The following is a 14,355-nucleotide window of genomic DNA, read 5'->3' as shown; positions in this document are numbered from 1 at the left end:
ATCATGCAAATATATCAACATTCAGATATTAAATCGATGTTTATTAATAAACAAATGTTTGGTTATTCCGTTTGCCTTTTTAACAACATTTGGCTCCGTTTTCATAAAAATTTTAATGTTCTGACATGTCGTGTTAGATTCTCAATATACAACCAATGTAGATATATTGAGCCAAGAATATCGTAAATATGAATATATTAATCTAATTTTAATCAATTTATTAAATTCCCAAACTTGATTTTAATAACAGTCACAACTATAATTAAGCTTACTATAGAAATTATAGAAACAGAGGGAATGGGGGAAAAGAAATATGGGCAACAAGAAACTATCATCTTTAGTGTTATTATCTTTAAGCTCCGCACTTGTATTAGCTGCATGCGGCGGAGAGGGAAGCACGGCCGATTCATCAGAGTCAGCAGGTGCGAACGGCAGCGATCAGGTGTTAAATCTGATTGAAAGCGCTGAAATCCCAACAATGGATTCTGTACAAGCTACAGATACAGTTGCGTTTACTGCTTTAAGCAACGTAAATGAAGGTCTGTATCGCCAAGGTTTGGATGGAACGGTTGAATTAGGTATCGCAGCAGAAGATCCTACAGTCAGCGAAGACGGTTTAGTCTACACTTTCACTATCCGTGATGAAGCAAACTGGTCAAACGGTGAGCCTGTAACGGCAGATGACTTTGTTTATTCATGGCGCAAATTGGTTGATCCTGCATCGGCTGCTTCTTATTCTTACATGATGGACGGCGTTATCGCTAACGCAACTGAGATCATAGCGGGTGAAGTTGCGCCTGAAGAATTAGGCGTCAAAGCAATCGACGAAAAAACGTTGGAAATCACATTGACTTCTCCAGTGCCATACTTCAAAGATCTTTTGACGTTGGCTATGTTCTTCCCTCAAAATCAAGCCTTTGTTGAAGAACAAGGCGACCAATACGCATTAAGCAGCGATGCTTTATTGTACAACGGACCATTTGTATTAGCTAACTGGGATGCAGCCAGCTTATCATGGACTTATGAACCAAATGCAGAGTATTGGGATAAAGACGCTGTAAAATTGGATGCAATCAACGTAGAAGTAATCAAAGAAACTTCCACTGCTTTGAATCTGTATGATACAGACGCTATCGACCGCATGATCTTGACTGGGGAATACGTAGCTCAAAGAACTGGCGATGCTGAAATGCACACAATGCCGACTTCTTCTGTATTCTACTTGAAATTCAACCAACAAAGAGAAGGCACACCATTACAAAATGCCAACATCCGTAAAGCTTTGGCTATGGCTTTCGACAAACAGGCGTATGCTGACGTTGTATTGCAGAACGGCTCCATTCCTGCAAACGGATTGGTTCCTGAAAAACTTGCTTTGGATCCTTCAACTGGCGAAGACTTCCGTGAACAAAATGGCGATCTTCTGACTTACAATGCTGAAGAAGCTAAAACATACTTCGAACAAGGCTTGGCTGAATTGGGTGTTGAATCAATCACTTTGGAATTGTTGAGTGATGATACAGAAAACGCAAAACGTTCTTCTGAATTCCTGCAAAGCCAATTACAGACAAACCTGCCTGGCTTGACTGTAACCTTGCGTAATGTACCTTTCAAAGTCCGTCTTGAAGCTGATACTTCCGGCGAATACGATATCGAATTGGCTGGATGGGGAGCTGACTATGCTGACCCAATCAACTTCCTGGAATTGTTCCAAACAGAAAACGGCAACAACAAATCCGGTTACTCCAACGCTGAATACGATGCTTTGATCAATGAAGCACGCACAAACGTGACTGACCTTGATGCAAGATGGGCTAGCCTGCTTGCTGCTGAAAAGATCTTGATGGAAGATGCGGGTATCGCTCCTCTGTATCAACGTTCTTATGCAGTTCTGCAAAAACCGTATGTCACAGATTTGGGCGAGCACTTAGTCGGTGCTGACTACTCATACAAATGGGCTTCAAATTCTGGAACACAGAACGTGGATTAATTAAGGCAATAAAAAATCCATCTGGCATACATTCATGCCAGATGGATGTTTTATTTATAAAATATAATCCCAGAGACAGATAATGCTGATCCCCAACAGCAAAAGACCGATAGTCAGGACATTTTGATAACTTTTCCCGACAGAAGATGATAGAGCTTGCGGATTCAATGGTTCCCTGAAGCCATCCTCCTTTGGTTCTCTTCTGAGCGTTTTTCTGACGCTGTAGTGAAAGAAATCGAAACTTCCGGAAGCCAACACAAGTCCGGATAAACCGATGATCAACAAAAGCCCCGCTATCATAAACAGGATGTTGGATGTTCCGGTCCAGCTTAAGGATCCGTATTTAATCAGTTGATAAATCAGTGCACATATAAAAATGAATAATGAGACAAGTGCGTTTTTTTTTGTGAAGTTCACTTATTTTGGCTCCTTTTTGTTTTCTCAATTTTAAATGTACAAAAAAAAGAAAGAAAACTCAATTAAAATATGATTTGATTTGGTGTTCATTTTCTTTTTTGTATATTTAAATATGATATACTATCAGGTGCTATTTACAAAAAAACTAAATAATGGAGGATGACAAACGATGAAAAGTTATGCAAAGTACATCGGCAAGCGTATTTTATATATGGCAATTACGTTGTTTTTGATTGCATCGATAACTTTTTTTCTGATGAAAGCTTTGCCGGGTACACCATACAGTAACCAAGACAAGTTATCTGAGGAACAAATTTTTATCATGAATGAGAAGTATGGACTGAATAAGCCGATTTTGGTGCAATACGCAGTCTACATTTTTGGACTATTACGTGGAGACATGGGTGTTTCATTCCAGTTCAACAATACTCCGGTTACGGATTTGCTGAGCAGCAGAATAGGACCTTCCATGCAATTAGGGCTTCAAGCAGTTATTATAGGGACGATCCTCGGTATTGTGCTGGGTGTGATCGCAGCGATGAGACAAGGGACTTGGGTGGATACCGTTGCCACTTTGACAGCCATCGTCGGCCGTTCGATTCCTAACTTTGTTTTTGCTGTTATTCTGCAATTGGTATTCGGAGTTTGGTTGAAAGTGTTGCCGATCGCTTTGTGGAATGAAGGCTTCCGTTCTTCCATTCTGCCTACAATCGCTTTGAGCATTTCGCCGCTGGCCGATTCGGCCCGGTTTATGCGAACTGAAATGGTCGATGTATTGGGAAGCGATTATGTCGAACTCGCGAGGGCAAAAGGACTGAGCCGTTGGGAAGTCGCATTCAAGCACGGTATCCGTAATGCGCTGATTCCGTTGGTCACCATCATCGGACCAATGACAGTCGGGTTGATGACCGGTTCGATGGTTGTTGAAAATATTTTTGCCATCCCTGGTATCGGGGAACAATTCGTAAAATCCATCTTGACGAATGACTATCCGACAATCATGGGTGTCACGATGATGTATTCGACGATGTTGGTAATCGTCATTTTGTTGGTTGACATCCTTTATGGTATCATCGACCCTCGTATCCGAGTCGCCACAGAAGGAGGGGAATAAGAATGAGTGAGAATGAATTACGCAATACTTCAGCTATGCCGACAATCACGAAAGATCTTTTCGAATCGGCATCCGAATCAAGTATGCAGGATAAAGAAAAAATCTCAGCGCCTTCCCTGAGTTTCATGGCGGATTCTTGGCGCCGTCTGAAGAAAAACAAAGTTGCCATGGTCAGCTTGATCATCTTGATCATCATCAGCATGTCCAGTTTGTTGGCTCCTGTCATCGCACCGCATGACCCGAATGCGCAAACTGTCCAGTACGCCAATATGCCACCGAAGATTCCCGGCATCGATATCAATGGTTTGAACGGAACCGTGAAACAGAATGGCGTAGTCATCGATAAGTATGAGGCATCCAACGTTCCGGAGGATGTTTACTACTATCTCGGTACGGACAGCCTGGGACGCGATTTGTTGTCACGGATCCTGTATGGTACCCGCGTATCCTTGTTTATTGCTTTCATGGCAGCCTTATTCAACCTGACACTCGGCGTTGTCTATGGACTGACATCCGGCTGGTTGGGCGGAAAAGTAGATAATATCATGCAACGTATTCTGGAAATTCTTTCCGGCGTGCCTAACTTGGTAGTCGTTATTTTGATGTTGCTTGTTTTGAAACCCGGCATCAGTTCCATCATCATTGCTTTGGCTTTGACTGAATGGCTTTCGATGGCGCGTGTCGTCCGTGCGCAAACTCTGAAATTGAAAAATCAGGAATACATCCTGGCTGCCCGCACGTTGGGTCAATCACCGATGAAAATCGCCTTCAGACACATTCTGCCAAACTTGGCGGGTGTCATCATCATTCAAGTTATGTTCTCGATTCCATCGGCAATCTTCTTCGAAGCATTCCTGAGCTTTATCGGTATCGGTATCCCTGCTCCGAATGCATCGCTTGGTACATTGATCAACGATGGCTACAAGACATTCCGTTTCTTGCCGCATCTGATGTGGTATCCAGCCGGAATCATGAGCGTCATCATGATTTGCTTCAACTTATTGGCTGATGGACTTCGTGACGCGTTCGATCCAAAAATGAGAGATTAGGAGGTAACCAGATGGAAAATATATTGGAAGTAAAAGACCTACAAATTACTTTTGATACCTATGCAGGTAAAGTAAAAGCTATCCGTGGCGTCAGTTTTGACCTGAAGCCAGGTGAAACATTAGCCATCGTTGGTGAATCCGGCTCTGGTAAATCAGTGACTAGCCGCAGCATCATGCGTCTATTGGCAAACAACGCCAACATTGAACACGGTGAGATTTTGTTCAAGGGCGAAGATCTAGTGCACAAAACCGAAAAAGAAATGCAGAAGATCCGTGGTTCGGAGATCGCAATGATTTTCCAAGATCCGATGACTTCTTTGAACCCGACTCAAAAAATCGGCAAGCAAATCGCTGAACCGATCATCAAGCACCAAAACATCAGCAAAGAGGAAGCCTACAAAAAAGCTGAAGAACTATTGCAGCTCGTGGGTATACCGAATCCTGCCAAGCGTATGAAACAGTACCCGCACCAATTCTCGGGCGGGCAGCGCCAACGGATCGTCATTGCGATCGCCTTGGGTTGCAATCCGGACATATTGATCGCGGATGAACCAACTACAGCGCTTGACGTTACCATCCAAGCGCAAATCCTGGAATTGATGAAGGATCTTCAGCAAAAAATCAAGACATCGATCATTTTCATCACCCACGACTTGGGTGTAGTGGCGAACGTCGCAGACCGCGTAGCCGTCATGTATGCCGGCAAAATCGTCGAAGTAGGGACTGTTGATGAAATTTTCTACAATCCGCAACATCCGTATACATGGGGACTGTTAAGCTCGATGCCAACATTGGACACGCAAGGAACGCTGTATGCGATCCCTGGAACACCTCCGGACTTGTTGGATCCGCCTACTGGTGATGCTTTTGCTCCCCGGAGCGAATATGCGATGAAAATCGACACTTTGTACGATCCGCCATTCTTTAAGGTATCCGGTACCCATTCAGCTGCTACTTGGTTGTTGCATCCCGATGCACCGCCCGTGAATCCTCCAGAGGGCATCATAAATCGACGTGCGACTTTCTCTGAAATGAACCTTGCGCCTTCCGATGAATTGAAAGTGATGGACACTGCAGATAAAGAACCGGCTGTTTTGCCTCACGACAACGGCCCAACAATCGATTCAAAACTCACTGAGAAAGGAGGACTGCTGTAATGTATGACACAACAGGACAGAAAAAGATTCTGGAAGTAAAAAACTTGAAGCAGTATTTCAACGTCGGCACAAAGAATGAAGTCCGGGCTGTTGATGATGTTTCCTTTGACATATATGAAGGCGAAACACTCGGCTTGGTAGGCGAATCCGGTTGCGGAAAAACGACTACAGGTCGCGCAATCATCCGCTTGTACAACCCGACTTCCGGTGAAATCTTTTTTGATGGCACCGAAATCCATACACTGCATGAAAGAAAAGAGCAACTGGCTTTCCGTAAAGACATGCAGATGATTTTCCAGGATCCCTATGCATCCTTGAATCCACGTATGAAAGTACGCGACATCATTGCCGAAGGATTGAAAATCCACGGACTTGCGACTACCGAGAAGGAAGTCGATGACCGGGTTGCGGAATTGCTGGATTTGGTCGGATTGAATAAAGACCATTCTTCCCGTTATCCGCATGAATTCTCCGGTGGCCAGAGACAGCGTATCGGAATCGCCAGAGCCTTAGCGGTGAATCCAAAACTGATCATTGCCGATGAGCCCATTTCCGCTTTGGACGTGTCCATTCAGGCGCAAGTGGTCAACTTGCTGATGGAATTGCAGAAAAAACAAAAGCTGACTTTCTTGTTCATCGCGCATGATCTGTCGATGGTCAAGTACATCAGCAACCGCATCGGCGTTATGTACTTCGGCAAATTGGTCGAATTAGCGCCTGCAGACGACGTTTACAACAAACCTTTACATCCTTATACGGAAAGCCTGTTATCGGCCATACCGCTGCCGGATCCGGTTTATGAGCGCAACCGCACCCGCTTCACCTATGTCCCTCGTGAAGATAACGGTGAGCCGGAAGCAATGAGAGAAATCGTTCCAGGGCATTTTGTTTACTGCCGCGAGTCCGACGTTCCATCGTTGAAAGAAAAATACGAAAATTACTGACATAAAAAGTCCGGAATTTGTTCCGGGCTTTTTTGCCATAGAAAATTAATGAAATGAAAGTTTTATGAATTTTGTATGATAATAATCCCCATTTATTATGGAATATCCTGATTTTTTGTAGTATAATATTAAAATACGACGAGAAAAAGGAGAGAGATACATGAGGAGATTGAGAAGTTCTTTCATTTTGGCTACAACAGCTGTCATCCTGGCTGCATGCGGAGGAGACGGCGCAACGGATGACAGCGCAAGAAATACAGCAAGCGAAGGTGCAGGCGGACAAGTTGTCAATTATACGGCACCGACCGAATTGGCAACATTGGATACGACACTGATGACGGACATCAACAGTTCGAATTACATCAGCCATGCCATCGAAGGCTTATTGAAAATCAATGCGGACGGAAAGCCAGTACCGGCAATCGCTGCGGAAGCCGGCACTGTTTCGGAAGATGGTTTGACTTATACTTATAAACTCCGCGATGATGCTGTCTGGTCAAACGGTGAGCCTGTGACAGCCAATGATTTCGTATTCGCTTGGCAAAGATTGGTGGATCCGGAAGCAGGGGCGTCCTACGCATACTTGGCTGAGACCATCAAAAATGCCAATGAGATCATGGCTGGAGAAATGGATCCTGCTGAGTTGGGCGTAATCGCTGTAAGCGACACTGAAATCAAAATCGAGTTGACGCAGCCGACACCTTACTTTGAATCGTTATTGGCATTCAGCGCATTCTTCCCTCAAAACGAGGCGTTTGTGACTGAAAAAGGCGATAAGTACGGAACAAGCAGCGAAAATATTTTGGCTAATGGACCTTTCACGATCGAGAACTGGGACGGCACTGGCCTGACTTGGGATCTTGTGAAGAACGAAGATTACTACGCAGCTGACGAAGTGCAGTTGGAAGAAGTCAACGTTCAGGTAATCAAAGAAACAAGCACTGTCGTGAACTTGTTCCAGCAAGGATCAGTCGACAATGCACAAGTGACCGGCGAATTGGTTAAACAATTGGCGACTGACCCTAACGTAGTCGTTCAGAAGAAAGCCCGCACGGCGTACATCGAATTCAACCACGACAACGTCTATCTGCAAAATGCGAAGTTGAGAGAAGCCATCGGACTTGTCATCAATCGTGATGAATTGGTCGATAGCGTAATCGGCGACGGTTCGACAGCAATCGGCGGTTTCCTGCCGGCTGATTTTGTCAGCAACCCGACAACCGGCGAAGACTTTGCCGCTGAAGCAGGCTCTTACCTGGAATATGATGTAGAACGAGCGCAAACACTTTGGGCTGAAGCTAAAGCTGAATTAGGCGTTGAGGAAATCACTTTCTCCTTAGTTGGGGACGATGATGAAAAGAACAAAAAAATCAGCCAATACATCCAAGGCCAAATCCAAAACAATTTGGAAGGCATCTCTGTAGAATTGCGCAATGTACCTAAGAAAAATCGTTTGGAATTGGCGAATCAAGATGAATTCGATCTATTGCAAACCGGTTGGGGAGCGGATTTTGCCGATGCAATCAACTACATGGACTTGCTGTACAGCACATCTGCTTATAACGAAGGACAATATGCGAATGCGGAATTTGATGCTTTGATCGATTCTTCAAAAACTACAAACGCAAACAATCCTGAAGCGCGCTGGGCTGACCTGATGGCTGCCCACAAGCTGATCATGGAAGATGCAGCGATCATCCCGCTTTACCAAGAAGCAGAAACACAACTCAGAAACCCTAACCTGAAGGGCATCATCTTCAATTCAGTGGGAAATGAATTTGACCTGAGCAGAGCGTATATCGAAGAATAAGAATGATTAGAACCCAAAGAAGGGCCGACTCGGTTGAGTTGGCCCTTCTTTGGGTTTCCCGGTAACATTTCTACGCAACAAAAAAACTGACGCAAGCCTCTCAAGTGGCTCGCGTCAGTTGTTAAGTTACTTCATAGAATTGGTCCGGATCAGATCAGGAAGGAATACAGCTTAGAATTTTCGTTCACCGAAATGTAATGCGGATCGAATTTTTCAAGCCTGCTGAGCAGACCTTCGATATCGTCCTTATTTTTCAACAAGATTCCGATCAGTACCGGTCCTTCGCTGCGATGGACTTTTTTCGTATATTCGAACTTGGTGATGTCATCGTTGCCGCCCAATATGTCATTCACGAACTCTTTCAGCGCGCCGGCCCTCTGCGGGAAGTTCACGATGAAGTAGTGCTTCAGACCTTGATAGAGAAGGGCGCGTTCATCGATTTCAGCCATTCGGTTGATATCATTATTTCCGCCGCTGACGATGCAGACGACCGTTTTGCCCTTGATTTCATCTTTGTATTGCTCCAAGGCAGAAACCGAGAGTGCTCCGGATGGTTCCGCTACGATAGCTTGTTTAGTGTATAAATCGATGATGGTTCCGCAAACTTGTCCTTCCGGCACAATCAGGATGTCATCGACATTTTGCTGGCAGTGCCGGAAAGTCAAATCACCGACAGTCGCTACGGCTGTCCCATCACAGAATTTATCAATATCAGTCAAAGTCGTCACTTTATTCGCATCAAGCGAAATCTTCATGCCTGGGGCGCCCAAGGATTCCACGCCGATGATCTTTGTCTCGGGCATGGCTTCCTTCATATAGCTGCTGACGCCTGAAATCAAGCCGCCGCCTCCGATTGCCGCGAATACCATGTCAGCTGTTTCTCCTTCGGCAACGAGATCCTGGTGGATTTCCACTGCCAAAGTGCCTTGCCCGGCGATCACATTGCGATCATTGAAAGGTTCAATGAAAGTCAGATTGTGTTCATCCGCATAGACATGGGCGGCTTCATTCGATTCGTCGAAGGTATCGCCGATCAGTTTGATCTCAACAAATTCTTTCCCGAAATAACGGACTTGGTCTATTTTTTGGGAAGGGGTTGTCGACGGCATGAAGATGGTAGCTTTGATGCCCAAATGGTTGCATGTGTAAGCTACCCCTTGCGCATGGTTGCCGGCTGAGGCGCAGGTTACCCCGGTCTCAGTTTCGGCTTCGCTCAGCTGCGAAATGGCATAATAAGCACCCCTCAATTTGAAGGAGCGGACGATCTGAAGGTCCTCCCGCTTCAAAAAGATGTTGGCATGATACTTCTGCGATAGATACGCATCATGCTGCAAGGGTGTCTGCTTGACCACGCTGCGCAGTACTTTGTATGCTTTAAGCACGTCTTCTTTGTTCACTAAATCATCCGTCATTCTATCTGCTCCTAATCTATTGAATACAATGATGAAGAGAGAAGGCTTAAAAATAAGGATGCTCTCAACCTACATCTGATTCATTATTGTTGTTCATTCACGAAAGGCATCATTTTACGCAATTCAGCACCGACTGCTTCGATCTGGTGGCCTTGTTGCTTAGCGCGCATTGCGTGGAAGTCAGGGAAGCCAGCTTTGTAATCGTCAGTGAAGCGTTTAGCGAATGCGCCTGTTTGGATATCAGTCAGAACGTCCTTCATGCGGTCTTTAACATCTGGAGTGATAACGCGTGGTCCAGAAACATAGTCGCCGAATTCAGCTGTGTTTGAGATGGAGTAGCGCATTTTTTCCATGCCGCCCTCATACATCAAGTCAACGATCAATTTCAATTCGTGCAATACTTCGAAATAAGCGATTTCTGGTTGGTAGCCAGCTTCGACCAATGTTTCGAAACCTGCTTGAACCAAGTGAGTTGTTCCGCCGCACAATACAGCTTGCTCACCGAACAAGTCAGTTTCAGTTTCTTCTTTGAATGTTGTTTCCAAAACGCCTACGCGTGTTGCGCCGACGCCTTGTGCCCAAGCAATAGCGATATCTCTTGCGTTGCCTGTTGCATCTTGGAAGACTGCGAACAAAGCAGGAACTGCCGATCCTTTAGCAAATTGACGGCGAACCATGTGGCCTGGGCCTTTTGGAGCAACCATGAATACATCGATATCAGCAGCAGGTGTGATCGTACCGAAATGGATGTTGAATCCGTGGCCGAATGCGATGGCATTTCCAGCTTCTAAGTTAGGAGCGATTTCAGCTGCATATACGTCAGCTTGTTGCTCATCTGGGATAAGGATCATTACTACGTCAGCTTGTTTTGTTGCTTCAGCAACAGAGAATACTTCGAATCCGTCTTCTTTTGCTTTGTCTGCAGATTTACCTGCACGGATTCCGATGATGACATCATTACCGTTGTCGCGTAGGTTTTGTGAATGTGCATGTCCTTGAGAACCATATCCGATAACGGCGATTTTTTTGCCCTCTAGTGCTTTTACTGTTACGTCTTGATCGTAGTATACTTTAGTCATATTGAAATGACCTCCTTAGTTTTTTTATATTCTCAATGCTTTTTATAAGCAATTTGATTCGGTAAGTAGGGTAATGCGGGTGGCTGGGTTTAAGCTCTGAGGCCTAAACGTTTTTCGGTGATGTCGGTAGCGCTGATGACGTCGACTTGTTTTTCCAATTGTTTCGTCAACAGTTCAGCTGCTTCCAATGTATCGAAGTTGATGCCGACTGTGATTAAGGATATGTCGTAATCCTCCGTACCTGTCAGCGTCAAGGTATCGATATTGTGTTGCGGCTTCAGGATGACCTGTGTGATGCGGTTCAACACACCGGGTTTATTCACGACTTTGGTTTGGATTAATCTTAGCATCGTCCTACACACCTTTCATTTCATTATTTGGTCGTCCAGGAGCAACCATCGGGAATACCAATTCGTCTTTGGAAATCAGGACATCCAGGACATAAGGACCAGGATAGTTCAAAGCTGTCTGGATCGCTGCATCCACCTTATCCGGATCGGAAACCCTCGCAGCTGTGATGCCGTATGCATCAGCGAGTTTGACGAAATCAGGGGAATCCGGAATTTCCGAATGGGAAAAACGACCGTTGTATGACAGATGTTGCCATTGGTGAACCATGCCCAGCACTTCATTGTTCAGAATGAAATACTTCACATTCAAGCGGTTGGCATGCAGGATCGCCAATTCCTGGTTGGTCATCTGGAAGCCTCCGTCACCGACGAAGCAGACAACCGTTTTTTCAGGATAAGCCATTTGCGCACCGATCGCTGCCGGAATGCCGAAGCCCATCGTACCCAAGCCGCCGCTTGTCAGCAATTGCTTGCCGTACGTAAACGGATAATATTGAGCCGCCCACATTTGGTGTTGGCCTACATCCGTGACAACGATGGCTTCGCCATTCGTCAATTCACCGACATATTCGATTACGTGCTGCGGTTTGATGAACGTATCGGATTTTTCGTAATGGAAAGGGTGTTTCTTTTTATTGTCCATGACATGGCTTAACCAAACCGAGTAGTCAGGTACTTCTGCCAATCTGGTGTCATTCAGCATCATCAATGCCAACCTGGCATCAGACAATACCGGAATATCAGTGTGCATGATTTTATCGATTTCGGCATTATCGATGTCGACGTGGACAATGACAGCCTCAGGCGCAAAATTCTTTGGATCGCTGGCGACACGGTCATCGAAGCGGGATCCGAAGTTCAGCAGCAAGTCGCATTCCATCAAAGCCATATTCGAGGCGTAGGAGCCATGCATACCGCCCATGCCCAATGCCAGTTCATGTTTGATAGGGAAGTTACCCAGTCCCAACAACGTGTTTACAACGGGAATATGGTAGTATTCCGCAAAAGCCAACAGCTCTTTCTCGGCTTGCGCATGGATTACGCCATTACCTGCCAAAATGATCGGTTTCTTGCTGGCTGCGATCGCTTCGTTCACTTTTGCAATCTGTTCCGGCACAGGCAGACATTCTGGCTTGTACCCCGGCAGATTCCTGCCTGGTTGGGTGTAATCCTCGTAAGCGACTTCCTGGACGCCGATATTTTTTGGAATATCAATGACAACTGGTCCTTTTCGGCCTGTATTTGCAAGATAGAAAGCTTCATGGATGATGCGCGGAATATCTTTGGCATTACGGATTTGATAATTGTATTTCGTCACCGGTGTCGTCATGCCGATCATGTCCGTTTCCTGGAAAGCATCTTTTCCGATGCCTTCTTCAGCTACTTGGCCAGTGATCACAATCAATGGAATGGAATCCATTTGAGCGGTCGCGATTCCGGTCAAAGCATTTGTCGCGCCGGGGCCGCTTGTAACGATACAGACGCCAGGTTTGCCGGTAGCACGGGCGTACCCGTCAGCAGCGTGTACAGCGCCTTGTTCATGTCTGGTCAATACGTGATTCGATTCCGATTTGTAGAATTCATCGTAGATGTGAAGAACAGAGCCGCCAGGGTAACCAAACAGAACTTCAACACCTTCATTTTTCAAGGCTTCAACAAGAAGGGTTACGCCTTTTTTTGTTTTAGTTTTCATTTCAGATTCCATTATAATCTCCCCATTTCTCGTTTTTCCTATGTCTGTTCGCAATATGGATAAAAAAAAGCATCCTCATCAATTAATGATGGGATGCTTCATCCCATTTGATTACCACAAATAGGACTTAAACAATCTGTAATATTTCTACAGTGTTTAACTCCTAGATCATTAAGACGATAATAATGTTTAGTGGATTCATCGTTTTCATATGGGATACCTGATTTCTATATGGATTTGTTATTGCTTAAGTGATTGATATAATCATATAAGATTTACATGAGAGTGTCAACGGTAATTTTCATATTATTTTCACTTATTTCTAATAATTGGCCAAAATGAACGTGCCGGCCAATTTTTTTGTGCGCATCAGCGGCTTGACAAAAATCCATACAACCCGGACAGCTGCCTTTCCGCGGCGCGTTCTGCATACTGATAATAGGCATCCAGACGCTGCACGTTCCGCTCCATCCTGCCGATGGCGAGCTGATCGGGGGCGATCACAAAAGCCTTGTTTTCCTTTTCCAACTGCTCAATCAGGGCCATCGATCGGTTGTAGGCGATGTGCCGCTGTTCGATAGCCGCTATGACTTCGGGATAGGCCCGCAGATGCCGCCGGATAATGGCATTGAAACGCTGCTTTTCTTTGATGTAGCCGCGGGGGCGCGTCAGAAGGATCACGTGCTTTCGGTTGCCGTCTACGATCGCTTTTTCGATCGGAAGCGAGTCGACGATGCCGCCGTCCAGATAGTATTTACCATTGATTTGGGTAGGGGGCATCAGCAACGGCACAGTCGAAGAAGCCCTGATTTTGAGCGCCAATTCTTCACTGGTAATGATGTCTTCTTTATCGAAATAAACGGGTTTCGCGGTTGCCATATCCGTCACAACGATTTTCATGGAAGTTGGATTTTGCTTGAATGACTCGAATTGAAAGGGGATATCGGTCGTGATTGCATCCTCATAAATATATTTGGTGTTGAAATAACCTTGTCCGTTTAGCAAATATTTCATTCCCGAAAAGGCCGGATTGGCGGCGATATCAACAAATGAAGCTTTGGTGCGAGTTAGGTCCCGGCTGACATAATTGACGCCATTGGCCGATCCGGAAGAGACACCGATGACATAATCCAAATAGATTTCTTGACGCAGCAAGGTACTGATGACTCCTGCGCAAAAGACGCCCCGCATAGCCCCTCCTTCTATGATTAAGGATACTTTTTCTTTATTCTGTTCCATACATTTTCCACCTCACTCTATAGTATAGATGACATTGCGGTGTGATGCGATGCTTTTCTCATTATTTGTTGTGTGAGGTGTGAGCTGGCGAAAGCCTTTTC

At 45.3% G+C, this 14,355-nt stretch carries 12 protein-coding genes; 6 read left to right on the top strand and 6 right to left on the bottom strand.

Annotated elements, in window-relative coordinates:
• The first annotated feature begins 313 nt into the window (after positions 1 to 313).
• Positions 314 to 1,990, top strand: coding sequence for a peptide ABC transporter substrate-binding protein (locus tag BM184_RS03640; protein WP_086941496.1), 1,677 nt, complete (start codon positions 314 to 316; stop codon positions 1,988 to 1,990).
• 54 nt (positions 1,991 to 2,044) lie between these two features.
• Here BM184_RS03640 and BM184_RS03635 read toward each other — a convergent pair whose 3' ends face one another.
• The gene (locus tag BM184_RS03635; RefSeq protein WP_086941495.1) at positions 2,045 to 2,407 is read right to left on the bottom strand and encodes a DUF3899 domain-containing protein; all 363 of its coding nucleotides are present in this window, start codon (positions 2,405 to 2,407) and stop codon (positions 2,045 to 2,047) included.
• 169 nt (positions 2,408 to 2,576) lie between these two features.
• Here BM184_RS03635 and opp3b point away from each other — a divergent pair, with 169 nt between their 5' ends.
• From opp3b to BM184_RS03610, 5 genes are all read left to right on the top strand, one after another.
• On the top strand, positions 2,577 to 3,521 hold the full coding sequence (gene opp3b / locus BM184_RS03630; protein ID WP_068560758.1) for an oligopeptide ABC transporter permease: 945 nt from the start codon (positions 2,577 to 2,579) through the stop codon (positions 3,519 to 3,521).
• A gap of 2 nt (positions 3,522 to 3,523) precedes the next feature.
• The gene (gene opp3C, locus BM184_RS03625; RefSeq protein ID WP_068560760.1) at positions 3,524 to 4,570 is read left to right on the top strand and encodes an oligopeptide ABC transporter permease; all 1,047 of its coding nucleotides are present in this window, start codon (positions 3,524 to 3,526) and stop codon (positions 4,568 to 4,570) included.
• 11 nt (positions 4,571 to 4,581) lie between these two features.
• Positions 4,582 to 5,727 (top strand): ABC transporter ATP-binding protein, encoded by a 1,146-nt coding sequence (locus BM184_RS03620; protein WP_086941494.1) that lies wholly within the window; start codon positions 4,582 to 4,584, stop codon positions 5,725 to 5,727.
• Positions 5,727 to 6,671 (top strand): ABC transporter ATP-binding protein, encoded by a 945-nt coding sequence (locus BM184_RS03615; protein WP_086941493.1) that lies wholly within the window; start codon positions 5,727 to 5,729, stop codon positions 6,669 to 6,671. The genes BM184_RS03620 and BM184_RS03615 overlap by 1 nt, the downstream gene beginning before the upstream one ends.
• 160 nt (positions 6,672 to 6,831) lie before the next feature.
• Positions 6,832 to 8,481, top strand: coding sequence for a peptide ABC transporter substrate-binding protein (locus BM184_RS03610; RefSeq protein WP_086941492.1), 1,650 nt, complete (start codon positions 6,832 to 6,834; stop codon positions 8,479 to 8,481).
• Between the two features lie 149 nt (positions 8,482 to 8,630).
• Here the strand turns inward: BM184_RS03610 and ilvA are convergent, their stop codons facing one another.
• The 5 genes from ilvA to BM184_RS03585 all read right to left on the bottom strand — a co-directional run bounded on the left by ilvA (position 8,631) and on the right by BM184_RS03585 (position 14,254).
• Positions 8,631 to 9,893, bottom strand: coding sequence for a threonine ammonia-lyase IlvA (gene ilvA / locus BM184_RS03605; protein WP_086941491.1), 1,263 nt, complete (start codon positions 9,891 to 9,893; stop codon positions 8,631 to 8,633).
• Between the two features lie 83 nt (positions 9,894 to 9,976).
• Positions 9,977 to 10,972 (bottom strand): ketol-acid reductoisomerase, encoded by a 996-nt coding sequence (gene ilvC / locus BM184_RS03600; protein WP_086941490.1) that lies wholly within the window; start codon positions 10,970 to 10,972, stop codon positions 9,977 to 9,979.
• 89 nt (positions 10,973 to 11,061) lie between these two features.
• A complete protein-coding gene (ilvN, locus tag BM184_RS03595; protein WP_086941489.1) occupies positions 11,062 to 11,322 on the bottom strand; it encodes an acetolactate synthase small subunit in 261 nt (86 codons plus the stop codon).
• Positions 11,323 to 11,326: 4 nt separating this feature from the next.
• Positions 11,327 to 13,027: a biosynthetic-type acetolactate synthase large subunit gene (gene ilvB / locus BM184_RS03590; protein WP_086941488.1), complete on the bottom strand. Its 1,701-nt coding sequence runs from the start codon at positions 13,025 to 13,027 to the stop codon at positions 11,327 to 11,329.
• 357 nt (positions 13,028 to 13,384) lie between these two features.
• The gene (locus BM184_RS03585) at positions 13,385 to 14,254 is read right to left on the bottom strand and encodes a patatin-like phospholipase family protein (RefSeq protein ID WP_086941487.1); all 870 of its coding nucleotides are present in this window, start codon (positions 14,252 to 14,254) and stop codon (positions 13,385 to 13,387) included.
• Between the last annotated feature and the right edge of the window lie 101 nt (positions 14,255 to 14,355).

Source organism: Trichococcus pasteurii, from assembly GCF_900112935.1.
GTDB classification, from domain to species: Bacteria; Bacillota; Bacilli; order Lactobacillales; family Aerococcaceae; genus Trichococcus; species Trichococcus pasteurii.
This window is presented reverse-complemented; position numbering and strand designations above follow the sequence as displayed.